Below are 24490 nucleotides of genomic sequence, written 5' to 3'. Positions count from 1 at the left end.
CGAGGGCGATTTAACGTTCGGATTCATGGAGAACGAACAGATCAGCGGCCCGACGGCGGCTGATGACGAACGCGGCTGGCCGCTGGCCGGCCGGCGGCTGCTCAACCGCCACGAGGTGAGCGAGGACGGGCGTGCCGTGTTCGGCACGGGGGATCCCCGGTGGGAGGGTTTCTACCGCGACCGCTGGGCCCACGACAAGGTCGTACGCTCCACCCACGGCGTCAACTGCACCGGGTCCTGCTCCTGGATGGTCTACGTCAAGGACGGGATCATCACCTGGGAACACCAGGCCACCGACTACCCGTCGATCGGTTCCGACTGCCCCGAGTACGAGCCGCGGGGCTGCCCGCGCGGCGCGTCGTTCTCCTGGTACACCTACTCGCCCAGCCGGGTCCGCTACCCGTACGTCCGCGGCACGCTGCTGAAGATGTGGCGGGAGGCGCGCCGTCGGCTCGGCGATCCGGTGGCCGCCTGGGCGGAGATCACCGGTGATCCGGCCAAGGCCCGCTCGTACAAGAAGGCCAGGGGCAAGGGCGGGCTGGTGCGCGCCGACTGGGACGAGGTGGCCGAGCTGGTCGCCGCCGCCCAGGTGCACACCGTCAAGACCTACGGTCCGGATCGGGTGGCCGGGTTCTCCCCGATTCCTGCGATGTCGATGGCGTCCTTCGCCGCCGGCGCGCGGTTCATGTCACTGATCGGTGGCACGCTGCTGTCCTTCTACGACTGGTACGCGGACCTGCCCGTCGCCTCGCCGCAGGTCTTCGGCGACCAGACGGACGTACCGGAGGCCGCCGACTGGTGGAACGCCGGGTACCTGATCATGTGGGGGTCCAACATCCCGGTCACCCGGACCCCGGACGCCCACTTCCTGACCGAGACCCGCTACAACGGCACCAAGGTCGTCGCCGTCAGCCCCGACTACGCCGACAACGTCAAGCACGCCGACGAGTGGCTGGCCCCGCACCCGGGGACGGACGGCGCCCTGGCGATGGCGATGGGCCACGTCATCCTGCGCGAGTTCCTCGTGGACCGCGCCACGCCCTACTTCGAGGACTATCTGCGCCGGTTCACCGACGCGCCGTTCCTGGTGACGCTGCGGGAGCGGGACGGTGATCTGGTGCCGGACCGCTTCCTGACCGCGGCCGACCTCGGCGACACCGATGAGAACGCGCGGTTCAAGACCGTCCTGGTGGACCGTGGCAACGGCGACCCGGTGGTACCCAACGGGTCGCTCGGCTTCCGGTGGGGCGAGGAGGGCAAGGGGCGCTGGAACCTGGAACTGGGCGACACCGAGCCGGAGTTGAGTCTGCTGGAGGGGGCGGAGGAGACCGCCGCCGTGGCGCTGCCGCGCTTCGACGAGGGCGCCACCGAGGGCGGCGACGTGATGGTGCGCGGCATCCCGGTCCGCCGGATCGGCGGCCGGCGGGTGACCACCGTCTTCGACCTGATGCTGGCCCAGTACGGCGTGCGCCGTCCCGGACTGCCCGGTACGTGGCCGGCCTCGTACGAGGACGCCTCCCAGCCGTACACCCCGGCCTGGCAGGAGACCGTCACCTCGGTCCCCGCCGCGCAGGCGGCCCGTATCGCGCGGGAGTTCGCGCGCAACGCCGAGCGCACCGAGGGCCGCTCCATGATCGCCATGGGGGCCGGCACCAACCACTGGTTCCACTCCGACACCATCTACCGCGCCTTCCTGGCCCTGACCACCATGACGGGCTGCCAGGGCGTCAACGGCGGCGGCTGGGCCCATTACGTCGGCCAGGAGAAGGTCCGCCCGGTCACCGGCCTCCAGCACCTCGCGTTCGCCTTCGACTGGCAGCGGCCCACCCGCCACATGGCCGGCACCTCCTACTGGTACCTGGCCACCGACCAGTGGCGCTACGAGGCCTTCGGCCCGGACGAACTGGCCTCCCCGCTGGGCGAGGGGCGGTTCGCCGGGCGCGCCACCGCCGACTGTCTGGCCCAGGCCGTCCGCATGGGCTGGACCCCAGGACACCCCGGCTTCAACCGCAACCCGCTGGACCTGGCCGACGAGGCGGCCGCCGCGGGCCGCCCGGTGGCCGAGCACATCGTGGAGGGGCTGACGTCCGGCGCGCTGCGCTTCGCCGCCGAGGACCCGGACGACCCGGCCAACTTCCCGCGCGTCCTGACCGTGTGGCGGGCCAACCTGCTGGGCTCCTCCGGCAAGGGCAACGAGTACTTCCTGCGCCACCTCCTGGGCACCGACGCGGCCGTCCGCTCCGAAGAGACACCGCCCGGCAAGCGGCCCCGGGACGTCGCCTGGCACGAGGAGGCCCCCGAGGGCAAGCTCGACCTGCTCGTCGCCATGGACTTCCGTATGACCTCGACCGGCCTGTTCGCCGATGTGGTGCTGCCGGCCGCCACCTGGTACGAGAAGGACGACCTGTCCAGCACCGACATGCACCCCTTCGTCCATGCCTTCACCCCGGCCATCGCGCCGCCCTGGCAGGCACGGACCGACTACGACGCCTTCCTGACCATCGCCGACCGCTTCAGCGAACTGGCCGAGGACCACCTCGGCACCCGTACGGACGTCCTGGCCGTACCCCTCCAGCACGACACCCCCGACGAACTGGCCCAGCCCGGCGGCATCGTCGCCGACTGGAAGGCCGGCGAGTGCGCGCCGGTCCCCGGACGCACCATGCCCAAGCTGGTGACCGTCGAGCGGGACTACGCGGCGGTGGCGGACAAGATGCGCGCCGTCGGCCCTCTCCTCGACCGGCTCGGGACCACCACCAAAGGCGTCACCGTCCACCCCGACCAGGAGCTGGAGCGGCTGCGGCGGACGAACGGGGTCCGGCGCGGCGGCGCGGCGGACGGGCGCCCCTCGCTGGCCACCGCGACGGACATGTGCGAGGCGATCCTCGCCCTGTCCGGCACCACCAACGGGCGCCTGGCCACCGAGGGCTTCAAGGCACTGGAGGAACGGACCGGCACCGGCCTGGCGCACCTGTCGGCCGAGCGGGAGGCGGAGCGGATCACCTTCGCCGACACCCGCGTCCAGCCCCGCTCGGTGATCACGTCCTACGAGTGGTCCGGCAGCGAGACCGGCGGCCGCCGCTACTCCCCGTTCGTCATCAACGTCGAGCACCGCAAGCCCTGGCACACCCTCACCGGCCGTCAGCACTTCTTCGTCGACCACGACTGGATGACCGAACTCGGCGAGCAACTGCCGGTCTTCCGGCCCCCGTTGAACGCCGCCCGGCACTACGGGAACGAGCACCTGGGCGAGGACGGCCGCGCCGAGGTCACGGTCCGCTACCTCACCCCGCACTCCAAGTGGTCCATCCACTCCGAGTACCAGGACAACGCCTACATGCTCGCCCTCTCCCGCGGCGGGCCGGTCATCTGGATGAGCACCGCCGACGCCGGAAAGATCGGCGTCAAGGACAACGAGTGGATCGAGGCGTACAACCGCAACGGCGTCGTCGCGGCCCGCGCGGTGGTCACCCACCGGATGCCCGAGGGCACGGTGTATATGTACCACGCCAAGGACCGGACCGTGAACGTCCCGAAGACCGAAATCAGCGGCAAGCGCGGCGGGATGCACAACTCCCTGACCCGGCTGCTGCTCAAGCCGTCACATCTGGCCGGCGGCTACGCCCAGTTCACCTACGCCTTCAATTACTACGGCCCCACCGGCAACCAGCGCGACGAGGTCACCGTCATCCGCCGCCGCGGCCAGGATGTGGAGTACTGACATGCGCGTCATGGCCCAAGTGGCGATGGTGATGAACCTCGACAAGTGCATCGGCTGCCACACCTGCTCGGTCACCTGCAAGCAGACGTGGACCAACCGCACCGGCGTGGAGTACGCCTGGTTCAACAACGTCGAGACCAAACCCGGCGTCGGCTATCCGCGCCGCTACGAGGACCAGCGGCAGTGGAAGGGCGGCTGGGAACTGGACCGGCGCGGGCGCCTCGTACTGCGCTCCGGCGGCCGCCTCAAGCGCCTGGCCTCCCTGTTCTCCAACCCGGACCTGCCGGCCATCGAGGACTACTACGAACCGGTCACCTACGACTACGACAACCTCGTCAGCGCCCCCGCAGGCCAGGACGTGCCCGTCGCCCGCCCCCGCTCGGTGCTCACCGGCAGGCCCACCTCCATCACCTGGGGCGCCAACTGGGAGGACGGCCTGGGCGGCGCGGCCGAGACGGCGGCCGGCGACCCCAACCTGAGCGGGAGCCTGGCCCAGCGGGTGAAGTTCGAGTTCGAGCAGACCTTCCTGTTCCACCTGCCGCGGCTGTGCGAACACTGCCTCAATCCGGCCTGCCTCTCCGCCTGCCCGTCCGGGGCGATGTACAAGCGGGCCGAGGACGGCATCGTCCTGGTCGACCAGGACCGCTGCCGCGGCTGGCGGATGTGCGTCACCGCCTGCCCGTACAAGAAGGTCTACGTCAACCATGCCACCGGCAAGGCCGAGAAGTGCACCTTCTGCTTCCCGCGCATCGAAGCCGGACAGCCCACCGTCTGTTCCGAGACCTGCGTCGGCCGCCTGCGCTACCTCGGCCTGGTCCTCTACGACGCCGACCGCGTAGGCGAGGCCGCCGCCGTACCGGACGAGCAGGATCTGCTCGACGCCCAGCGCAGTGTCTTCCTCGACCCCGCCGACCCCGAGGTCCGCGCGGCCGCCCGGGTGTCCGGCATCCCCGAGGACTGGATCGACGCCGCGCGCCGCTCACCCGTACACGCCCTGATCAGCGAGTATCAGGTGGCCCTGCCGCTGCACCCGGAGTACCGCACCCTGCCCATGGTCTGGTACGTGCCGCCGCTGTCCCCGGTCCTGGACGCCGTCGGCGAGGCGGGCGGCAACGCCGAGGACCCCGACCACGTCTTCGCCGCCGTCACCCGCCTGCGCATCCCGCTGGACTACCTGGCCAACCTCTTCGCTGCCGGAGACACCGATGTCGTCGCCGGGGTGCTGATGAAACTGACCGCGCTGCGCAGCCACATGCGGCAGCGCACCCTCGGCGAGCAGGCCGACGAGAGCGCCCTCAAGGCCGTCGGTCTCACGTCCGCGCAGGCCGAGGACCTGCACCGGCTGCTGGCCGTCGCCAAGTACACCGACCGGTACGTCGTCCCCGCCGCGCACCGGGAGGACGCCGCCGCACTCAGCGCGATGGAGGACCGCTGCCCCGTGGAGAGCACCGGCGACAGCCCGTCCGGCACGGGCTCGGGCCGCAAGGTCATGCTCGGCCTTCCCGCCCTGCGGCGCCGGACCGCCGTCTCAGGCAACCCGGCAGGAGAGACCGTATGAGCGCCCTGCGCGCCCGCATCCGCCCGGCGGCCGGGCGCCGCGCACGTCCCGGCCCCGAAGACACCGCAGAGCGCGGGTTCGTACTTCGGCTGCTGTCGCTCCTGTTGCAGTATCCGGACGCGGAACTGGCGGCCGAGCGGCCCGCGTTGACCGCAGCCGTGAACGCGCTGCCGCCCTCGCCCGCCGCCGAGGAACTGGCCTCCTTCACCGCCTGGTTCGCGGACCAGCCGGCCGAGGCGCTGGAGAGCCACTACGTAGAGGTCTTCGACCTGCGCCGTAAAAGCAGCCTCTACCTCACGTACTACCTGCACGGCGACACCCGCCGGCGGGGCATGGCCCTGCTCACCCTCGCCCAGACCTACCGGGCCGCCGGCTGGAGCGCCGACAGCGGCGAACTCCCCGACCACCTGCCCGTCGTCCTGGAATTCGCCGCACTGGCCGGGCCGCGCACCGGAGAAGCGCCGCTGCGCCGGCACCGGCGCGGCCTGCAACTCATCCACCACGCCCTGTCGGACGTGGGGTCCCCGTACGCCGGACCGCTGTCGGCGCTGCTGTCCCTGCTTCCGCCCGCCGGCACCGCCGACCTGGAGGCGGTGGCCAGGCTGGCAGCCGAAGGACCGCCCGCCGAGGACGTCGGCCTCGATCCGTACAGCGGCAACGGCTTCGCCCCGCCCGGCACGTTCGTACCGCCCCCGCCGGCCCGGCCGACCCTGATGCCCCCTCTGACCGGCCCCATGGATTCGGAGACCCGCCGATGAGCGCCTCCAGCAGCCCCCTCACCGCGACGAACGGCACCGGCCTGCTGCTGTGGGTCGCCATCCCCTACGCCTGCCTGGCCGTCTTCGTCGTCGGGCACGTCTGGCGCTACCGCAAGGACCAGTTCGGCTGGACCAGCCGCACCAGCCAACTGCTGGAACACCGCTGGCTGCGCTGGGGCAGCCCGCTGTTCCACTTCGGCGCGTTCGCCGTGATCGCCGGACACGTCGTGGGCCTGGCCGTCCCCGCCTCCTGGACCACGGCGGTGGGCATCGGCGAGCACGCATACCACACCATGGCGGTCGCCCTCGGCTCCGTGGCCGGCGCGGCCATGGTGGTGGGCCTGGGCATGCTCAGCGCCCGGCGCCTGCTCGCCCCGCGCATCCGCACCCGGACCAGCCCCAGCGACAAATTGCTCTTCCCGCTGCTGGCCGCGACCGTGCTGCTGGGCATCGCCGCCACCGTCGTCCACAACATCGCCGGCGGCGGGTACGACTACCGCGCCACCGTATCGGTCTGGTTCCGCGGACTGTTCCTGCTGCAACCGCAGCCCGAGGCCGTCTCCGGCGCGCCCCTGCTGTTCCAGCTGCACGCCCTGACCGCGTGCCTGCTCTTCGCGGCCTGGCCCTTCACCCGCCTCGTCCACGTGTGGAGCGCCCCCGTCGGCTACCTGCGCCGCCCGTACCTGGTCTACCGGCGCAAGACAGCCGCTCCGGCGTCCGGCAGGCACCCCGCCGCCCCCGCTCGCGACCGGCGCGACCTGATCGGGTCCCGGGCGCCCCGGTAGCCCCGGCTCCGCACGCGCGGGGCGAATGGCCCGTCCTCGGGTGGGCGGGTCCGATGAACCTGAAAGACGGGAGCCGCGTGACGGCCGCGGGACGCGGGTCCCGCACCCGGGCGGCTTCCGGAACGACGCGAACGAGAGGTACACGATGTGCCCGCTTGAGGAAACCGTCGGCGCCGCACCAGCGAAGGCAGCAGGCCGTACCTCCCCGGCCGGCCGCCCCTGGCTGATGCTCACGCTGGCCACGCTGGGATTCGCCGTCAACTTCTGGGCGTGGGCGCTGCTGAGCCCGCTGGGGCCGCGCTTCAAGGAGACCCTGGCGCTCAGCTCGTTCGAGCAGTCCCTGCTGGTGGCCGTGCCGGTCGTGGTGGGGTCGCTGGGACGGATCCCGGTGGGGGCGCTGACCGACCGGTTCGGCGGCCGGGTGATGTTCCCGCTGGTGTCCGCCGCGACGATCGTGCCCGTGCTCTACCTGGGCCTGTTCGGGCACTCCTCGCTGGCCGCCCTGCTGGTCGGCGGATTCTTCCTGGGCATCGGGGGCACGGCCTTCGCCGTCGGTGTGCCGTTCGTCAGCGGCTGGTTCCCGCCGGAGCGGCGCGGGCTGGCGATCGGCGTCTTCGGCGCCGGCATGGGCGGCACCGCCGTCAGCGCGCTGACCACCGTCAAGCTGGTCGACGCGCACGGCATGGCCAACCCGTTCCTGATCACCGCGGCGGCGCTCGCGGTCTACGCCCTGCTGGCCGCCGTACTGCTGCGGGACGCGCCCGGCCGCACCGTGCCGGGCGAACCGCTGGCCCGCCGCCTGGCCGACACCGTAGGCCTGCCCGTCACCTGGCAGGCATCCGCCCTGTACGCCGTGACGTTCGGCGGCTATGTCGCCTTCTCGGTCTACCTGCCGACCTACCTGAAGACCGGTTACGGACTGGGCCAGGCCGACGCCGCCGACCGGATGGCCGGCTTCGTCCTGCTGGCGGTGGCCATGCGCCCGGTCGGCGGCTGGCTGTCGGACCGGATCGGCTCGGCCCGCATCCTCACCGCAACCCTGGCCATCGTCGTCGTGGGCGCCGCCGTACAGTCGACGACCCCGCCGCTCGCCCCGCTGGGCACCCTCGCCTTCCTGGCCATGGCCGCCGCGCTCGGCGCGGGCAGCGGCGCCACCTTCGCCCTGGTGGCCCTCCTGGCACCGGCGAGCAAAGTCGGCTCGGTCACCGGCGTGGTCGGAGCCGCAGGCGGCCTGGGCGGATTCATCCCCCCGCTGGTCATGGGCGGGATCCTCAGCGCCTCGGGGAGCTACGCCCTGGGCCTGCTCCTGCTGGCCCTGGTCTCGGCCGTCGCCCTGGCGTTCGCCGTCACCCGCGTCCGGCGGGCCGCCGCCCAGGCCGGCACCGCGTGAGCGGGCCGACGCCACGCCACCTCGTCGGCGGAACCGGGCCGGTCAACCTCCGGCGGCCCCACGCGGAACCCCTGAAACACTCTCAGAAAGGCAGTGCACCCCGATGAACGCATCCGTCGTCCCGCACCCCCGGCCCGCCTCCACACCGCCTGGCCCGGAGGAGACGCGGCCGCACGTCGTGGTGGTCGGCGGCGGCATCGCCGGACTGGCCGCGGCCGCCCGCCTCAGCGGCGCGGCCGGCGGCACCGGGTGCGGGGGCCGGGTGACGCTGCTGGAGTCCGCCGGCCGGCTCGGCGGCAAACTCCTGAGCGCGGAGGTGGGCGGTGTCCCCGTGGACCTGGGGGCCGAGGCGGTCTTCGTCCGGCAGCCGTCCGCCGTGGAACTGGCCCGGGAAGCGGGGCTGGAGGACGAGCTGGAGCCACCGGTCACGACGGAGGCTTCCCTGTGGACCCGAGGCGCGCTGCGCCCCCTGCCCCAGGGGCACATGATGGGCATTCCCACGGACCTCGAAGCCCTGGCCGCTTGCGGGGTGCTGTCCCCCGACGGCCTTGCGCGCGCCCGCCAGGAACCGTGCCTTCCGCGCACGGAAGTCGGCGACGACATCGCCGTAGGCCGGTACGTGGCTGCCCGGCTGGGCCGAGAAGTGGTCGACCGCCTCGTGGAACCCCTGCTCGGCGGCGTGTACGCGGGGCACGCCGACCGCATCTCCCTGCGCGCCGCCCTGCCGCACCTGCTCCCCGTCGCCCGCGAGGAGCGGTCCCTGCTCGACGGCATCCGCCGCATGCGCGAACCGGAGCCCGGCGATGCAGGACCCCGGTCACCGAGCCGCCGCGTCGCCCTGCCCCCGTTCCGGAGCGTACGGGGCGGCCTGGGACGCCTGCCCCTGGCCGTCGCCCGGGCCTGCCGGTCCGCGGGCGTGGACATCCGTACCGCCACCGCGGCCCGTACGCTGCGCCGTACCGCGCACGGATGGCGGCTGACGGCACGGGACGCCGGTGGCGAACAGCGGCTCGAAGCGGACGCGGTCGTGCTCGCCGTGCCGGCGCCCGCTGCCGCGCGGCTGCTGGCCGACGAGGTGCCGGCCGCGGCCGCCGCACTGCGCACCGTCGAGTACGCGGACACGGCCCTGGTCACCCTGGTCTACGACCGGGCGGACCTGCCGGACGGCCTGCGGGGCAGCGGCTTCCTGGTCCCTCCGGTGGACGGCCGCCTCATCAAGGCGTCCACGTTCCTCAGCAACAAGTGGGCGTGGCAGGGCGCACCGGACAAGGCCGTGGTGCGCACATCGGTCGGCCGGTACGGGGAGGACACCGCCCTGCGCCTCGACGACGAGGAAATGGTGGCCCGTTCGCGCGCCGAGCTGCACGAGGCGACCGGCCTGGCGGCCGTTCCGTGCGACACGGCCGTCACCCGCTGGGCCACCGGCCTGCCGCAGTACACCGTCAGCCACGTCGCCCGGGCGGCCCGCGTGCTGGAGCACGTCGAAGGGCTCGGCACGCTGGCGGTCTGCGGAGCCGCGTACGACGGTGTCGGCATCACCGGCTGCGTCGAGGGCGGCCGGCGGGCGGCCGAGGCGATCACGACGGCGCTCAGCGCTCGCCCTCGCTGACCGGCAGGCGCTCCGCTGCTGATGAGGTGCCCGTCATTCGCGTGGACAGCGCTCCAGAGCCGTTCGCGATGAACCGATCACGATACGAACGGGCCTGCGTGCCCGGAAGCGGAGCGGCGCGGTGAGTACCGGAACCCGGCCGGAGCAGCACCCCGGCACGGACGGCACGCCGGCCGAGGGCCCGGCCGCGACGGTGGACGCCAACATCGCCGGCGCGGGATACGACTACCGCACCACGCTCTCCCCCTGGTTCCGGCCGGTCCTCTCCTTGCGGCCCGATCCGGCGCTGATGAGCGGCGTGCCGCTGCTGTACCAGCTCCACGCGCTCAGCGCGCCGGCCCTGTTCGCGGTCTGGCCGTTCACCCGGCTCGTCCCCCATGCTCACCGCGCCGCTGGGATACCTCACCCGCCCGTACGCCGTCCACCGCAGCCGCGACGCGCGTCTGGGCGCTTGCCCTCCCCGGCCGGGGGGCGCACCCGGTGATCGTGGTCGCGCGGGCATCCGGCCCGGACCGCTGTCCGGATGCGGCGCGAAGAAGGGCCGTCCGGCCCTGGCTCTTCGGCCCTGGCGTGCGGCAGGCTGCACCTGGCGCCGCCTGTGGGGGCGGGCCGGATCAGGAACATCGGAGCTGTGTGATGACGGAAAACCCGGCCGACGCCCGGACGCAGGCACCGGTCAGCGTCTTCCTGCTCGACGACCACGAGGTGGTACGCCGCGGCGTGCACGACCTCCTGGACGCCGAACCGGATCTGACCGTGGTGGGGGAGGCGAACACCGCCGAGCAGGCGCTGGTGCGCGTCCCCGCCCTCCGCCCGCGGGTGGCGATCCTGGATGTCAGGCTGCCCGACGGCGACGGGGTGAGCGTCTGCCGCGAGCTGCGCTCACGCATGCCGGACCTGGTGTGTCTGATGCTGACCTCGTTCGACGACGAGGAGGCGCTGCTGGATGCGATCATGGCCGGGGCGGCCGGTTACGTGCTCAAGCAGATCACCGGTACCGACCTGGTCAACGCCGTACGGACGGTCGCCTCGGGCCAGTCGCTGCTCGACGCCGGTGCCACTGCCCGCGTCATGGCCCGGCTGCGGGGCGAGCACCGGCGCGAGGAACCGCAGCCGGCCGGCCTGCCGGGGCTGAGCGACCGGGAGCGGGAGATCCTGGTGCTGGTGGGCGAGGGGCTGACCAACCGGGAGATCGGCAAGCGGCTCTTCCTCGCGGAGAAGACGGTCAAGAACAACATCTCCCGCCTGCTGGCCAAGCTCGGCGTGGAACGCCGGGTCCAGGCCGCGGTCATCGCCGCCCAGGCGCTCGCGGCCGGCCAAGACCCCCGCACGGGCCCGGCCTCCGCGACGCCGCGCTGAAGCGGCCATCGGCGCCCGGCGCGTGACCCGACGAGGCCCGGCTCCCCGGCCGTACGGCGTGGCGCCGGGCGCGGCCGGGCCGGCCCGTCACTCCCACGTACGCCGTAAGGACTCGCCGTGCGGTGCGCTCCCTTCGCCCGCGCGCGGGACCAGGCGGCTGACCACGCCCACCACACCGTCCACCCGCCAGGTCAGGCCGATCGCGGCCGGGATGTCCTCCTCGTGCACGAGCGTCCCCACCAGGGTCACCAGGCCGTCCCGTACCGAGACCCGCACCTCGTCCGGCGGCACCTCCAGGGCGCGGCCCAGCACCTCGCCGACCACCTCCGCGCGGATCTGCTCGTCCGGCCGCAGGAAGACCCGCAGCAGGTCGCGGCGGGTGGTGATGCCGATGAGGCGGTCCTCCTCGTCCACGACGGGCAGCCGGTCGACGTGCCGGCGCTGCATGATGCGCGCGGCGTCAACGACGCGGTGCTCCGGGTGCACGGTGACCGCCGGTGTCGTCATCACCTCGCCCGCGGTCGTAGCGCAGGCGGCACGCCTGCCGGTGCCGGCCGGACGGTGCCTTACCGGACGCGGCAGGCCGGCGGCAGCCGGCCTGCCGACCGTCCGGCCGCCGGGGGGCGCCGGCAGGTCCGTCCGGGACACGACCCCCATGACCTTGCCGTCACCGTCCACCACCGGCAGGCCGCTGATCCGGTGGACGTCGAGCAGCCGGGCCAGCTCCCTGGCCGGGGTGTCCGGGCGGGCCTGTACGACCTCCCACGTCATCACCTCGGCCACGGTGTGGTTCTGCACGGCGATACCTCCCTCCGTCGGTGCCTCACGGGCCCGGCCTCCGGGCCGCCCGCTTTCTCCCCGCCGATCAAGTCTTGCCGAGGGCGGGGCCGGCGAGCAGGGTCCATCCGCCTTCGTACGAGGGCCACTCGCCCCCGGTACGGCACCTCTCCGGCACGGCACGCGCACGGTACGGACGGGCGCGGGCGGCCCCGGCGGTCCGAACCCGCTGATCGAACAGAGATACGCTGACCAGGTACGGCGGGCGACCGAAGAAGGAGGACCGGTGGGCACGCAGGAGCCGTTGTCGCGGATGCCGCAGATGCGACTGGACGAGTTGCTGGAGGAACTGCAGGCACGCATCGACGCCGCGCGCGGCACCCGGGACCGGGTGCACAGCCTCCTGGAGGCCGTGGTCTCGGTGGGGCGGGAACTGGCCCTGCCCCAAGTGCTCCGGCGCATCGTCGAAGCCGCCGCGCTGCTGGTCGACGCGGAGTACGCGGCACTGGGCGTGATCGGCCCGGACGGCAAGCGGCTCTCGCAGTTCCTCACCGTCGGCCTCACCCCCGAGGAAGTCGCTGCGATCGGGCCGCTGCCGGCCGGCCACGGCCTGCTGGGCGAACTGATCCGCAACCCCGAACCGTTGCGGCTCACCGACCTCGGCGCCCACCCGTCGTCCTACGGATTTCCCGCCCACCACCCGCCGATGCGCACCTTCCTGGGCGTGCCGATCCGGGTGCGCGACGAGGTCTTCGGCAACCTCTACCTCACCGACAAGCGCGGCGGGCACGACTTCGACGCGGAGGACGAGTCGGTCATCGCCACCCTGTCGGTCGCCGCCGGCGTGGCGATCGACAACGCCCGGCTCTACGAGGGGTCCCAGCGCCAGCAGCGCTGGCTGAAGGCGGGCGCGGAGATCACCAACAGCCTGTTCTCCGGCATGCCGCGCCTGGAGGTCCTGGAGCTGATCGCCCGCCGGGCGCAGGAGATCACCCGGGCCCGGCTCGCGGACGTCTGTGTCCCCATGCGCGACACCGGCGACCTGGTCGTCGAGCTGGCGCTCGGCGGGCACGGCGAGAAGCGCCGCGGGCTGGTGGTACCGGTCGACGGCACGCTGTCCGGCGCCGCCCTCACCGCGGGGGGACCGGTCACCACGACCGGCCTGGCCGGCGACGACCGTTACGCCGCAGAACCCTGGCGGTTCGACGGCCTGGGGCCCGCGGTGGCCGTGCCGTTGGACAGCGAGGGCGGCAGCGCCCGGGGTGTGCTCCTGCTGGCGCGCGCCGAGGGCGAGGCGGTGTTCACCGAAGGGGAGCTGGAACCGCTGCACGCGTTCGCCGGGCAGGCGGCCCTCGCCCTGGAACTCGCCGAGCGCCGGCGCGATGCCGAACAGCTCGCTCTGCTGGAGGACCGCGACCGTATCGCCCGCGACCTGCACGACCTGGCCATCCAGCGGCTGTTCGCCACCGGCATGACGCTGCAGAGCGCCGCCCGGCTGGTCGAGCACGCCGGCGCGGCGGAGCGGGTCACCCGGGCGGTGGGCGACCTGGACGAGACCATCAAGATCATCCGCTCGACGATCTTCGGTCTCCGGATCAGGGAGGAGGACAACGGACCGAGCCTGCGGGCCCGCGTGGCGCGTGCCGTGGGGGAGGCCGGCACGGCGCTGGGCTTCCCGCCCCGCCTGAGCATGGAGGGCCTCCTGGACACGGACGTACCGGCCCAGGTCGCCGACCACGTCGTGGCGGCCCTCACCGAACTCCTGAGCAACGCGGCCCGGCACGCCCACGCGACCCGGGTCGAGGTGGCCCTCCAGGCCACCGGCGACGAGGTCGTACTGACCGTGACGGACAACGGCAGAGGCATCCCGGCCACCGGCCGGCGCAGCGGCCTGGGCAACCTGGCCGAACGCGCGGACAGGGTGAACGGCACGATGGAGATCCGCACACCCACCGGCGGCGGAAGCCAGGTGGTGTGGCGCGCTCCGCTGTCCGCGAAGACGTGACGGACAGCCGACCGCACCCTCGTCCTGAAGAGCTCACCCCTGGAGTGCCTTCGCGGTGCGCAGTGCCAGAAGGTGGCGGGCCAGGGCGAGTGCGGTGAGCAGGGCGACGAGTGCGCACACTCCTCGCCAGCAGGCCTGGCTCCATACGCGTACGCCGAGCCAGGAACCCGCGCTGCCGCCCAGGTAGGCGCAGGTCATGTGGGCGGTGTTGAGCCTGCTGCGGGCGTCGGCGCGTACGGCGTAGACGCGGACCTGGTTGGCGACCATACCGGACTGCATCGTGATGTCGAGGAGCAGTGTGCCGAGGACGAGGGCGGCCAGGCCGGGCGCGCCGCCCCGGGCGCCGGCGGCGAGGACGGCGGCCGAGGCGAGAACGCCGAGCAGGCAGACGAGGTTCACCGGGTCGGGGCCGTGACGGTCCACCAGGCGGCCGGCGAGCGGGGTGCAGAGCATGGTGGCCGCGCCGACCAGAGCGATCAATCCCACCGCCTGGGCGCCCAGCCCGTAGGCGGGCCCGGCGAGCAGGAGCGCCAGACAGGTCCAGACCGCGGAGAAGCCGGCGAAGACGCTTGCCTGGTAGAAGCGCGAGCGGCGCAGGTCCGGTTCGGCGCGTAGCAGGCGCAGCGGCTCGGACAGGAGGACTGTGTACCGCCGGCGGGACGACGGGGTCGTCCTCGGCACCGCGAACGCCAGGACGGTGGCGAGGAGCAGCGCCAGGACCGCGGCGACCAGATAGGGGGCCCTCCAGCCCAGCCACTCGCCGAGCGTCCCGCTGAAGGTCCGGGCCAGCAGCATGCCGCCGGTCGATCCGCTCAGCAGGGTGCCGAGGACCGCTCCTCGGCGGTCGGCGCCCACGAGACCGGCCGCCAGGGGGCCGACGATCTGCGCGCCCACCGTGGTCAGACCGACGAGGGTGCCGGCGGCGATGAGGGGCGGCAGAGCCGGTGCGCAACCGGCGGCGAGCAGCGCCAGGCCCGTCAGGGCGAGCAGGGCGACGAGGAAGGAGCGGTGCGGCAGCCGGTCACCGAGCGGTACGAGCAGGACCATCCCGGCCGTGTAGCCGATCTGGGTGGCGGTCACCACCACAGCGGCCGCATCGGGTGACACGTGCAGCCCGGTGGCGACAAGCGGACCGATGGCCTGCGGGAAGTAGATGTTGCCGACCGCCACGGCACAAGTGACAGCCATGATCAGGAGCGTTCGGCGGTTCATTCTCCGGTCCACCGGCCTGACGGGGAGGTGGTCCCTACGACCGCCGCTGCGCCGGTGCCGCACGCCGTCCCGGCATCAAACGCTCTACTGCGCCCTTGAGTTGTGAGTGCCATGCGCGGAATTCCACGGCATCGACGCCGCAACGCCAATCGATGTAGCGTATGGCTTAATGATCAGTTTTGTGCTCGGTGTAGAGGACCTCGCGGACACCCGTTTCGCCCTGTCGCCCCTGCACGAGACCCTGTTCAGCCTGCGGGTGCTGCAGGATCCGGGCCTGTCCGCGCTGCACCTGCCCTGGCGCAGGTCCGTACTCGGCAAGCTGGGCGCGCTCGACACCGGTCTGCTGATGTCCCTGGTCGCGCAGCGGCGTACTCTCCCCGACTTCCTGACACCGAATCCCACGAGCTTCGCGCCGGCCTTCCACGAAGAACTCTCCGTCGTCCGCCAGGTGCCTCCCGCCAGGGTCCGCCACGACCTGCTGCTCGCGCACGACCCCGACCCTCTTCCCGAGGCTCTTCGCGACGCCACCCGAACCGACGACGCACCTGTCGCCGGACTCCGCGATGCTCTCTGCGATCTCCTGCGGCAGTACTGGAAGGTGGCCATCGAGTCGCTGTGGCCGCAGATGCGACTGGTGCTGGAAGCCGACATGACCTACCGCGCCCGTCAGCTCGCCCTGGGAGGCGCCCGGCTGCTCTTCGCCGACATGCACCCGAACCTGCGCTGGCAGGACGGCGAGCTGCACGTCCACAAGATGATCAGTCGGCACCGGGTCGCGGTGTCCGGGCGGGGACTGCTGCTCCTCCCGTCCGTGTTCGCCCACAAGCCCGCGCCTCCCGTCAGCCCGGACGAGGCGCCGAGCCTGGTCTATCCCAGCCGGGGCGTGGCCACGCTGTGGAGCCCGGAGGTACCGGCCGTCGATACGGCCGCCCTGGCATCCCTGCTCGGCGCCGCCCGGGCGAGACTGCTCAGCCTCCTCGAAGAGCCGTTGCCGACCGTGGAACTCGCCCGCCGCCTCAGGGTCACCTCGAGCGCTGTCTCCCAGCACCTGCGCGTCCTGCACGCCACCGGACTGGTCACCAGGACACGCGACGGACGGCATGTGCTGTACCGGAGAAGCGCCCTCGGCGACCGGCTCACGGCCGCCGCCGGAGCGCCGGCACAGGACCGGTGAGGGACGGCGGCAACCGAGTACGGGCCCCACCCGTCGCCGGAACCGTTGAGCCTGTTCTTCATCTCTCGTCTGTCACTGAGGGGAGTGAGGGCAAGGTCCAGAAGGCGTCGAGCCTGCTGATGGCCTTTCGGAGCTCTCGGGCTCCGTGATGGGGCAGGGCTTGCAGCACGATGCCGAGGAGTTCTCGGGCTTCGAGCGGGTTTCCACAGCAGTGCCAGTGAAGGTCGGACCACTTGTCGTCGTGCCGGAGATGGTCGAAGTCGTGCCACAGCTCTCGCTTCGGGCGGTGGACGTAGTTCTTCCACAGGCGTACGGCCTTGCCGACGTCTCCCGGTTCCAGGTGGTTCCGGGTGCGCTCAAGGCGGCCTGTCTCAGCCAGTGCTCGCGAGGAGAGACCCTTTATGACCGTGGTGGTGCCCTGTGTCCGGCGCCGACGCGGGAGGTCGGCCCGGATGCGTCCTGGCCGTTTACGCGGCATGGATCTTTCGGTTGATCGTCATGCCGTACATGGTGCCACCACCTCGAACAGGTTCCGACTTGGGGCAAATTGCCGCAGGCTGCGGTAGTCGGGGTGGTCCTCGCGCGATCGTGTTCCGTGTGATGCGTGAGTTCTCGTCCGAGGCCCAGGCGTGGGACCGGGTGCACCCGGCTGACCCGACCCACCGCCCGGCCTGGCTCGACCACTCCGGCGAACCGCCTGCCACCGAGGGCACTTCGATCCGGCTGGAGGTCGAGCACCTGTCGAAAGAACGGGACGCGCCGCCGGTGTGGTTGTGGTCCTCCCGCACCGGCGCCACAGCCGCCGAGGTGGACCGCTGGTGGCAAGGCCATCTCCGCAGTTTCGATCTTGAGCGGGTGCATCAACCGCTTGGACCAGTGACGCGGCCTCGCCATTCGGTGCGACAAGACCCCGACCAGCCTTCAGAAGAGGCTCATGAAAGTCGCCGGGAGCCACCGGGAGCCACCGGGAACCGAGACCTCACCGCCCCTCGCCGCCCGCGGCGCACACCACGACCGCGGGCTGCGCCACCAGCCGGAAACCGGTGACCAGGTCCGGCTGGATGCGCAGGACGCCGTTCGTGGTCTGCGCCACCCAGGGCCGCAGCAGGTCCTCGTAGCGGGCCACCTGTGCCGGTTCGGCCACCAGCCGGGCGTATCCGGTGACGATGACGCTCCAGCCCAGGTGGGTGAGCGGATCGATGGCGTCGGCCTCGTACGCGACCACGAGGCCCGCCTCGCCCGCGGGCGGCGCGATCGAGGTGAGGGTCGCCCCGTCGTTGAGCCGGACGACGATGTCCTCCCCGTCGAGGAGATGGTTGACGGGGCGGATGGCGGGCAGGGCGTTCTGGGTGAACACGAGCCGGCCGAGCGGGACGCTGCCCAGCAGCCGCAGCGCTTCGGCCCGGGGCAGCTGCTGCATCTCCCGGGGAGCCACCGGCTCACGGCGTTCCTCGACCTGCTGTGCGTCTTCGTGGTTCATGCTGCACACTCTCTGCTCCGGCGGCGCTCGTCCGGGCACTCGTTGCCTGACTGCCAGCCTCTCCGAGGCAGACTTCCGGGGACAGGGCCGAACGGACCCTGATGAGGGCCGTGTCGTCGAAGTCCGTGTCTGCTGTCGTGTCTGCTGTGTCTGCTGTGTCTGCTGTGTCGGGGGTCCGCGCGTCCGGCCGGGATGCGTGCGGGTGCGCAGGCTTTACGGGTGGGGCACCACGGCCACCGGGCACGGCGCGTGGTGCAGCGCCGCGTGCGCCACCGCGCCGATCTTCCTCAGGTCGTGGCGGCCCGGGCTGCGGCGGCCCACGACCAGGAGGCGGGCGCGGGCGCTGCCGGCCAGCAGGACCTGCCCCGCGCCGCCCATCTCGACGTGTTCGACGACCTCCACCTGGGGGAAGCGTTCCCGCCACGGCCGTACGACGTCGGCCAGCCGTTTGCGCTCCAGCGGCTCCAGGCCGCCGGCGTCGTCGGCCGCCCGCATGGCTTCGCCGCCCCACACCAGTACCGGCGGGATGTTCCAGGCCCGTACCGCCCGCAGGCTCGCCCCCTGGGCCGCGGCCGCCGCGAAGGCGAATTCCAGGACCGGGTCGCTCTCCAGAGCGTCCTGCACCCCTACCACCACTTCGTCCCGCGGCTGCCCCGCCTCGTCGGGACGCGGGCCGCGCACGAGGACCACGGGGGTGGCCGTCTGCCGCAGCACCTGCAGGCCCACGGAGCCGAGCAGGTAGCCGACCAGCGTGCCGTGCCCGCGTGAGCCCAGGACCAGCAGGTCTGCCGCGGCGGCCTCGGTGAGCAGGGCCGCAATGGTCTCGGCCGCCAGGATCTCCCGGGTGACGGGCAGCTCGGGGAAGTTCTCGGCCACCCGGTCCGCGGCCTCCCGCAGCACGTCCGCGGCCCAGCGGCGCTGCACCTCCTCGTCCGCCGCGACCGGTACGTCCAAGGGACGCCATATCCACGCGTGCACCAGCCGCAGGCGCGCTCCGCGGCGTACGGCCTCGGCGGCTGCCCAGTCGGCCGCGGCGAGGCTGTGATCGGTTCCGTCCAGGCCGACGGTGATGATCCCGGGCATACGAGCCTCCTGAGGCAGGAACGGGAGTACGTCCGATCCCCACTCTCCGGGCACGACGGGCACCGTGGGGACGGCCCCAAGGTCCCGCGCCGGGGGACCAACGGCCTTCCGGCACCTGGCCCGCCACCCACCGAGGAGCCTTCGGCCTCCGGGCCGGGATCAACGCCGACTTCGGCTGCACCAAGTCCTGGCCCCCCCGCCCGCCACTTGCGGGTCACCGGCCCCCACCGGGTCGGAGACGGCGTCGGCGCGCGGAACTTTCGAGGGGGCCGGCCTGACGGCGGTGTGCGAGCCGACGCTTCGTCAGCCGAAGCGCACGCTGGAGAAGGCCGCGTTGCGCGGTGCCTGCTTCCCCGGCGCGAGCGGGGTGGCCCGCCCCTTGCACTTCCTTCCGGAATAGAGGACGGCCGGCGTCTTCGTCGCGTTGTGGGCGCCGCGCGCATGCTGTCCCATTGTCAAGCACCGGCCGTTCGGCGGGTTGTCGACAACGTACGACTTGCCCTTCGGCCCCAGCCAGATGAATGACCCCTTCGCGGCGGATGCCTCGCCCGTGGAGAGGGTCGCGGCGAAGGTGAGCCCCGCGAGGGCTACGACGACTGGACGGAAGACACGCATCGTTCATCCTTTTCTGAGACGGCTGAACGGCCGGACAGGACCGTTACGCAGTCAACGACGCTCGGCTTTGTGCGACACGTCCGGTAGGCCTCATCGGATCACCGGGCAAGAGCATCACCGGGCAACAGCACCATTCTCCGCCGTGGAAAGCCGGGCGCATTCGTCGAACCGGGCGAGAACAAGGCGGGCCAGGGCGGCCTGGGCCCCGAGCGGGCGGGCGGCGCACATGCACCCCGCCCGGTCGGTCTCCACGGCGAGGCGGTCGGAGAAGCGGCCGGTGGCCATCAGGTAGGGGAGGACCGCGATACGGGTACGGCCCTCGGCCCTCAGGTCCTGTGCCGTACGGGCCACGGTCCGGTCCTCCTCCGGGCCGCCGCACAGCAGGGCCGGACGTACCGGAACGGGGCCGCCTCGCCGGGCGTACAGGCTGGTGCTCAGGGCCCGGGCAGCGGCGTGACAGCTGTCGTTGCCACCCGGCCGCCGTGAGCCCGCGGCGGCCAGGACGACGGCGTCCGCCGGGGAACCGGCGTGCGACTCGGCCTCCTGGAGACGGTGCACGAGGGCTTCGGTCAGCAGCGGGTGCGGCGCCAGCGGTTTCGCGGCGCGCGCGGGCCCGAGCAGTGCGGGAAGGTCCACGGTGAAATGAAAGCCCGCTCCCAGCAACAGGGGCACCACAATCGCGGGTGCGCCTTTCAGGGCGGCCACGGCTTCGTCGACCGTGGGGCGGTGAATGTCGAAGAACGCGGTTTCCACCCGCAGAGCGGGACGCAATGCGCGCACTCGCGCCAGCAACCGGTTCGTCTCCGTTTGTGCCCGGGCCTCGCGACTGCCGTGTGCGGCAGCAATCAATACAGGGGAAAGGGAGGCCATGCGGTCACGCTAATGGCGTCCTGTCGCCGCGATAAGGCACTGCTGGTCCCGGTTGCCCAAGGACGACCGGCCCCGATCAAGAGGCCGTTCGGCGCGGGGTGCAGGCGCGGGGCGGGCATAGCCTGAAAGCGCTGCGGTCTGAGAAGGCGCGGGCTCCGGGCGGCAGTCGTGAAAAACGGAAATACGCGTCCCGTCGCCAAGCAGCTGGCAGGAGTGCTCTCATGGTGTCATCCACCGACCGGCCCACCCTGGTTCTCGTCGGTCACGGCATGGTCGGCCAACGGCTGCTGGAAGAGCTGGCCGTACGGGACGCGCTGGCCGGCCCGGACGGCACAGGCGGAGCCGGAAGCCCGGACGGCATGGGCGACGGCAGGCGGTGGCGCGTCGTGGTCCTCGCCGAGGAAGAGCGCCGCGCCTACGACCGCGTCCACCTGTCCTCGCTGTTCACCGGCACCACCCCGGAAGAACTGAACCTCGCCGAACCCGACTTCTTCGAACAGCACGACATCACGCTGCGCCTCGGTGACCCCGCCACCGCCGTCGACACCGCCACCCGTACGGTGACCACGCGCAGGGGCGCGGCGTGGCACTACGACGCGCTGGTGCTGGCCACCGGCTCGTACGCCTTCATCCCCCCGGTGCCCGGCCGGGACGCGCCCGGATGCTTCGTCTACCGCACCGTCGAGGACGTCCGCGCCATCCGGGAGGCGGCGCGCGGTGCCCGTACCGCGGCCGTCGTCGGCGGCGGGCTGCTGGGCCTGGAGGCGGTGGGTGCCCTGTGCTCACTCGGCCTGGAGACCAGCGTGGTGGAGGCCGCGCCCCGGCTGATGCCCGGTCAGGTGGACACGGGCGGCGCCGACGTCCTGGCCCGCACCGTCGAGGCGATGGGTGTGCATGTGCACACGGACACGGCGATCACCGAGGTGTGGACCGGCGCGGACGGACGGGTGCGCGGCCTGTCGCTGTCCGACGGCGGAAGCGTCCAGGCCGACCTCATCGTCTTCTCCGTGGGCGTCCGGCCCCGCGACGAACTCGCCAGGACGGCCGACCTCGACGTCGCGGACCGCGGCGGAATCGTCATCGACACCCGCTGCCGCACCTCCGCGCCGGAGGTCTACGCGCTCGGTGAGTGCGCCCGTGCCGCCGACGGCAAGGTGTACGGGCTCGTCGCGCCCGGCTACCGGATGGCGGAAGCCCTGGCGGACACCCTGACCGGCGGGGAAGGCAGCTTCACCGGCGCCGACACCTCCACCAAACTCAAGCTGCTGGGCGCGGACGTCGCCTCCTTCGGCGACCCCTTCGCCCCGGACGCCGGCGACTCGGTGCTCTGGGCCGACTCCGGTTCCGGGGTCTACAAGAAGCTGGTGCTCGGCCCGGACGGGAAGCTGATGGGCGGCATCCTGGTCGGGGACGCGGACGCGTACGGCACCCTGCGCCCCCTCGTGGGAGCCCAGCTGCCCGGCCCCGCCGCCTCCTTCCTGCTGCCCGCCGACGAGACGGGCCCGGTGGACACCACCGCGGTGCTGCCCGACGACGCGGTGATCTGCTCGTGCAACGGTGTCACCAAGAAGGCGCTGCGCGACGCCGTCCGGGGCGGTGCGCACGACCTGGCCGCGGTGAAGAAGTCCACCGGCGCCGGCACCCAGTGCGGCGGCTGTGTCGGCGCCGTGACGTCGGTCATGGAAGCGCAACTGGCGGCCGACGGCGTCGAGACGGGGCCCGGCGGGCTGTGCCCGGACTTCATGCGGACCCGCCGGGAGCTGTACGAGATCATCCGGGTGACCGGCATCGACAGCTTCTCGCGCCTGGCACGGGAGTACGGCGTTCCCGGCCCGGACGGCAAGCCGCCGCACGGCTGCGCGGTCTGCCGCCCGACCGTCGCCTCACTCCTCGCCACCCTCGGCCCGGATCTGGGACTGCACCACATCCTGGACGGCGAGCAGGCCGCGCTGCAGGACACCAACGACCTCTTCCTCGCCAACCTCCAGAAGGACGGCACCTACTCCGTGGTGCCCCGCCTGCCGGCCGGCGAGATCAGCCCGGACCACCTCGTCGTGCTCGGCGAGATCGCCCGCGAATTCGGCCTCTACACCAAGCTCACCGGCGGTCAGCGCATCGACCTGTTCGGGGCCACCGTGGACCAGCTCCCGGAGATCTGGCGCAGGCTGGTCGACGCCGGTCTCGAATCGGGCCACGCGTACGGCAAGTCCCTGCGCACCGCGAAATCCTGCGCCGGCTCCCGCTGGTGCCGTTTCGGGCAGCGCGATTCCGTCGGCATGGCCGTGGAGCTGGAACTGCGCTACCGCGGACTGCGGGCCCCGCACAAACTGAAGCTGGCCGCCTCCGGCTGCGTCCGCGAATGCGCCGAGGCGCAGAGCAAGGACGTCGGCGTCATCGCCACCGCGAAGGGCTGGAATCTCTATGTGGGCGGCAACGGCGGCGTCACACCCCGCCACGCGGACCTCCTGGCCCAGGACCTGAGCGACGAGGAACTGATCCGGGTCATCGACCGCTTCCTGATGTTCTACATCCGCACCGCGGACCGCCTGGAACGCACCGCGGCCTGGCTGGAACGCATCGACGGCGGTGTCGACCACGTCCGGGACGTGATCCTGCACGACTCCCTGGGACTGGCCGACGAACTGGAATCCCAGATGCAGCGGCACGTGAACGCCTACCGCGACGAGTGGCGGGCCGTCCTGGAGGACCCGGCCAAACTGCGCCGCTTCACCAGTTCCTTCCCCGCCCCCGCCGGCCCGGCCGTCCCCGGGCACGTCCAGGTCCGTACGGACGAGGGCGGCTGGCAGTCGGTCTGCCTGCTGGCGGAACTCGAACCGGGGCGCGGTGTGCCGGTCCGCGTCGGCGACGGGGGAGAACCGGTCGCGCTCTTCCGCTCGCCGGACGGCGAGGTCTTCGCCGTCTCCGACACCGACCCCGTCTCCCGGGCCGATGTCATCTCCCGCGGCATCTACGGGGCGGTCGACGGGGTGCCGGTGGTGACCTCGCCCATGTACAAGCAGCGCTTCGACCTGCGCACCGGCGCCTGCCTGGACGACGACGAGCAGCACCTGCCCGTGCGGGCGGTGCGGGTGCTCTGACCAGCGGGGGCGTGCTACATGCCGGGCGCCCGCGCCGCGGCCGTGCCGAACCACGCCTCCGCGAGCGAATGCAGCGTTCCTTCGGCAGGTACGCGCAGTTCGCGCAGGTACCAGGGAAGGTTGCTGTACACGTGCAGCAAGGTGTACGCGAGGAGTTCGCACGGCTCGAAGGTGTGACCGTACGCCCTGGTGAGCCGGGCCAGCAGGTCCGGCTCACCCCGGGTGACGAACAGACCGGCACCGACGAAGTCGTACGCACGGTCCCCGATCATGGCCGGCTCGAAGTCGAACAGCCCGGCCAGCCGCCACCCGTCGGGATCGACCAGGAAGTGCTGCCGCATGACCTCGGTGTGCAGCAGGGAACGGCGCGGGGCACGCGGCAGCGGGACCGCGGCGAGAAAGCCCGGGATCTGCTCCAGCCAGGCGTCCGGCAGCCCGTGGGAGCGCTGCTGATCCACCGCGGCGGCACGCCGGCGGTCCAGGAAGGCGCCCCAGTCCCCGGGCCCGAGGACGTCCGTGAGCGGATCGGGGCTGAGGGAGTGCAGTACCGCCAGGGTCCGACCGATCTCGGTGACGAGCCGTTCACGATGGTTCTGCGGCACGTGGTCCCAGACCTGTGCGAGGTTCTCGCCACGGAGCCTGGACATCAGGACGTACTGCCAGCCGTTCTCGTACGGACCGAAGGTGCGCACCAGCGGCGTCGGTACCGGCAGCCGCCCCTGGAGATGGGTGAGGACGCGGCCCTCGGCGACCCCGTCCTGGGCGGCGGCTCCGGGGAACAGCTTGAGTACGTGCTCCTCACCCACCGCGTAGACCGGCTGCGACCCGTCCGGGAAACGCGTCAGCGGTGTGCCGGCGAGACCGAGGCGCGCACAGAGGTCCGCCGCCGCGGGACGCATCACGCTCTCGTCGGGGACGATCGCGTCCCAGTCGTCGTCCGTTTCCACCGGTGGCAGCATGATCGGGACGGTAGGGCACCGGTGGGCCGGAGACAAC

At 72.4% G+C, this 24490-nt stretch carries 18 protein-coding genes and 1 pseudogene; 12 read left to right on the top strand and 7 right to left on the bottom strand.

The genetic code is table 11. From position 1 onward, the window contains the following. Positions 1 to 25 precede the first annotated feature (25 nt). From ACZ4Z1_RS23705 to ACZ4Z1_RS23670, 8 genes are all read left to right on the top strand, one after another. Positions 26 to 3721, top strand: coding sequence for a nitrate reductase subunit alpha (locus ACZ4Z1_RS23705; RefSeq protein ID WP_468488604.1), 3696 nt, complete (start codon positions 26 to 28; stop codon positions 3719 to 3721). Between the two features lies 1 nt (position 3722). Further along, entirely contained in the window at positions 3723 to 5279 is a 1557-nt protein-coding gene (gene narH / locus ACZ4Z1_RS23700) for a nitrate reductase subunit beta (RefSeq protein ID WP_468488603.1), read from the top strand. Next, positions 5276 to 6037, top strand: a complete 762-nt coding sequence (narJ, locus tag ACZ4Z1_RS23695; protein ID WP_468488602.1) for a nitrate reductase molybdenum cofactor assembly chaperone — start codon at positions 5276 to 5278, stop codon at positions 6035 to 6037. Before narH ends, narJ begins: the two co-directional genes overlap by 4 nt. Beyond that, positions 6034 to 6822, top strand: coding sequence for a respiratory nitrate reductase subunit gamma (gene narI / locus ACZ4Z1_RS23690; RefSeq protein WP_468488601.1), 789 nt, complete (start codon positions 6034 to 6036; stop codon positions 6820 to 6822). The genes narJ and narI overlap by 4 nt, the downstream gene beginning before the upstream one ends. A gap of 145 nt (positions 6823 to 6967) precedes the next feature. Then, positions 6968 to 8212, top strand: a complete 1245-nt coding sequence (locus ACZ4Z1_RS23685; RefSeq protein WP_468488600.1) for an MFS transporter — start codon at positions 6968 to 6970, stop codon at positions 8210 to 8212. A gap of 103 nt (positions 8213 to 8315) precedes the next feature. Further along, positions 8316 to 9821: a protoporphyrinogen oxidase gene (gene hemG, locus ACZ4Z1_RS23680; RefSeq protein ID WP_468488599.1), complete on the top strand. Its 1506-nt coding sequence runs from the start codon at positions 8316 to 8318 to the stop codon at positions 9819 to 9821. 121 nt (positions 9822 to 9942) lie between these two features. Then, positions 9943 to 10305: a respiratory nitrate reductase subunit gamma gene (locus ACZ4Z1_RS23675; protein ID WP_468488598.1), complete on the top strand. Its 363-nt coding sequence runs from the start codon at positions 9943 to 9945 to the stop codon at positions 10303 to 10305. 152 nt (positions 10306 to 10457) lie between these two features. Next, positions 10458 to 11180: a response regulator gene (locus tag ACZ4Z1_RS23670; RefSeq protein ID WP_468488597.1), complete on the top strand. Its 723-nt coding sequence runs from the start codon at positions 10458 to 10460 to the stop codon at positions 11178 to 11180. An 87-nt stretch (positions 11181 to 11267) separates the two neighbouring features. On the opposite strand, the gene ACZ4Z1_RS23665 is transcribed toward ACZ4Z1_RS23670, so the two are convergent. Next, positions 11268 to 11978, bottom strand: a complete 711-nt coding sequence (locus ACZ4Z1_RS23665) for a CBS domain-containing protein (RefSeq protein WP_468488596.1) — start codon at positions 11976 to 11978, stop codon at positions 11268 to 11270. A gap of 265 nt (positions 11979 to 12243) precedes the next feature. Between ACZ4Z1_RS23665 and ACZ4Z1_RS23660 the strand changes: the two genes are divergently transcribed. Further along, positions 12244 to 13962: a sensor histidine kinase gene (locus ACZ4Z1_RS23660; RefSeq protein ID WP_468488595.1), complete on the top strand. Its 1719-nt coding sequence runs from the start codon at positions 12244 to 12246 to the stop codon at positions 13960 to 13962. A 33-nt stretch (positions 13963 to 13995) separates the two neighbouring features. Here the strand turns inward: ACZ4Z1_RS23660 and ACZ4Z1_RS23655 are convergent, their stop codons facing one another. After that, positions 13996 to 15174 (bottom strand): MFS transporter, encoded by a 1179-nt coding sequence (locus ACZ4Z1_RS23655; RefSeq protein WP_468488594.1) that lies wholly within the window; start codon positions 15172 to 15174, stop codon positions 13996 to 13998. Between the two features lie 169 nt (positions 15175 to 15343). On the opposite strand from ACZ4Z1_RS23655, the gene ACZ4Z1_RS23650 reads away from it, so the two are divergent. Together ACZ4Z1_RS23650 and ACZ4Z1_RS23645 are read left to right on the top strand one after the other, a co-directional pair. Continuing rightward, positions 15344 to 16348: an ArsR/SmtB family transcription factor gene (locus ACZ4Z1_RS23650; RefSeq protein ID WP_468488593.1), complete on the top strand. Its 1005-nt coding sequence runs from the start codon at positions 15344 to 15346 to the stop codon at positions 16346 to 16348. A gap of 615 nt (positions 16349 to 16963) precedes the next feature. Further along, positions 16964 to 17200 (top strand): annotated as a pseudogene (locus tag ACZ4Z1_RS23645) (NF041680 family putative transposase); the annotation flags it as partial. 127 nt (positions 17201 to 17327) lie between these two features. On the opposite strand, the gene ACZ4Z1_RS23640 reads toward ACZ4Z1_RS23645, so the two are convergent. The 4 genes from ACZ4Z1_RS23640 to ACZ4Z1_RS23625 form a co-directional block, all read right to left on the bottom strand. After that, complete coding sequence (locus ACZ4Z1_RS23640) at positions 17328 to 17828, bottom strand: pyridoxamine 5'-phosphate oxidase family protein (RefSeq protein ID WP_468488592.1); 501 nt, start codon at positions 17826 to 17828, stop codon at positions 17328 to 17330. A 213-nt stretch (positions 17829 to 18041) separates the two neighbouring features. Next, the gene (locus tag ACZ4Z1_RS23635; protein WP_468488591.1) at positions 18042 to 18911 is read right to left on the bottom strand and encodes a universal stress protein; all 870 of its coding nucleotides are present in this window, start codon (positions 18909 to 18911) and stop codon (positions 18042 to 18044) included. Positions 18912 to 19214: 303 nt separating this feature from the next. Further along, entirely contained in the window at positions 19215 to 19526 is a 312-nt protein-coding gene (locus ACZ4Z1_RS23630; RefSeq protein ID WP_468488590.1) for a hypothetical protein, read from the bottom strand. Positions 19527 to 19640: 114 nt separating this feature from the next. Beyond that, positions 19641 to 20396 (bottom strand): sirohydrochlorin chelatase, encoded by a 756-nt coding sequence (locus ACZ4Z1_RS23625; RefSeq protein WP_468488589.1) that lies wholly within the window; start codon positions 20394 to 20396, stop codon positions 19641 to 19643. 221 nt (positions 20397 to 20617) lie between these two features. On the opposite strand from ACZ4Z1_RS23625, the gene nirB reads away from it, so the two are divergent. Beyond that, positions 20618 to 23494 carry a nitrite reductase large subunit NirB gene (gene nirB / locus ACZ4Z1_RS23620; RefSeq protein WP_468488588.1) on the top strand — a complete coding sequence of 959 codons (2877 nt, stop codon included), beginning with the start codon at positions 20618 to 20620 and terminating at the stop codon, positions 23492 to 23494. Between the two features lie 14 nt (positions 23495 to 23508). Here the strand turns inward: nirB and ACZ4Z1_RS23615 are convergent, their stop codons facing one another. Continuing rightward, the gene (locus ACZ4Z1_RS23615) at positions 23509 to 24453 is read right to left on the bottom strand and encodes a phosphotransferase (RefSeq protein WP_468488587.1); all 945 of its coding nucleotides are present in this window, start codon (positions 24451 to 24453) and stop codon (positions 23509 to 23511) included. Between the last annotated feature and the right edge of the window lie 37 nt (positions 24454 to 24490).

This window comes from Streptomyces sp. NPDC030165 (assembly GCF_055573595.1).
The sequence above is the reverse complement of the archived record's forward strand: the minus strand, read 5'-3'. Positions and strand labels throughout refer to the sequence as shown.

Excerpts from the sequence above, each read along its gene's own strand:
- ACZ4Z1_RS23705 (WP_468488604.1), top strand. The coding sequence starts at position 26 with ATGGAGAACGAACAGATCAGCGGCCCGACGGCGGCTGATGACGAACGC.
- narH (WP_468488603.1), top strand. The coding sequence starts at position 3,723 with ATGCGCGTCATGGCCCAAGTGGCGATGGTGATGAACCTCGACAAGTGC.
- narJ (WP_468488602.1), top strand. The coding sequence starts at position 5,276 with ATGAGCGCCCTGCGCGCCCGCATCCGCCCGGCGGCCGGGCGCCGCGCA.
- narI (WP_468488601.1), top strand. The coding sequence starts at position 6,034 with ATGAGCGCCTCCAGCAGCCCCCTCACCGCGACGAACGGCACCGGCCTG.
- ACZ4Z1_RS23685 (WP_468488600.1), top strand. The coding sequence starts at position 6,968 with ATGTGCCCGCTTGAGGAAACCGTCGGCGCCGCACCAGCGAAGGCAGCA.
- hemG (WP_468488599.1), top strand. The coding sequence starts at position 8,316 with ATGAACGCATCCGTCGTCCCGCACCCCCGGCCCGCCTCCACACCGCCT.
- ACZ4Z1_RS23670 (WP_468488597.1), top strand. The coding sequence starts at position 10,458 with ATGACGGAAAACCCGGCCGACGCCCGGACGCAGGCACCGGTCAGCGTC.
- ACZ4Z1_RS23655 (WP_468488594.1), bottom strand. The coding sequence starts at position 15,174 with ATGAACCGCCGAACGCTCCTGATCATGGCTGTCACTTGTGCCGTGGCG.
- ACZ4Z1_RS23650 (WP_468488593.1), top strand. The coding sequence starts at position 15,344 with ATGATCAGTTTTGTGCTCGGTGTAGAGGACCTCGCGGACACCCGTTTC.
- ACZ4Z1_RS23640 (WP_468488592.1), bottom strand. The coding sequence starts at position 17,828 with ATGAACCACGAAGACGCACAGCAGGTCGAGGAACGCCGTGAGCCGGTG.
- ACZ4Z1_RS23635 (WP_468488591.1), bottom strand. The coding sequence starts at position 18,911 with ATGCCCGGGATCATCACCGTCGGCCTGGACGGAACCGATCACAGCCTC.
- ACZ4Z1_RS23630 (WP_468488590.1), bottom strand. The coding sequence starts at position 19,526 with ATGCGTGTCTTCCGTCCAGTCGTCGTAGCCCTCGCGGGGCTCACCTTC.
- ACZ4Z1_RS23625 (WP_468488589.1), bottom strand. The coding sequence starts at position 20,396 with ATGGCCTCCCTTTCCCCTGTATTGATTGCTGCCGCACACGGCAGTCGC.
- nirB (WP_468488588.1), top strand. The coding sequence starts at position 20,618 with ATGGTGTCATCCACCGACCGGCCCACCCTGGTTCTCGTCGGTCACGGC.
- ACZ4Z1_RS23615 (WP_468488587.1), bottom strand. The coding sequence starts at position 24,453 with ATGCTGCCACCGGTGGAAACGGACGACGACTGGGACGCGATCGTCCCC.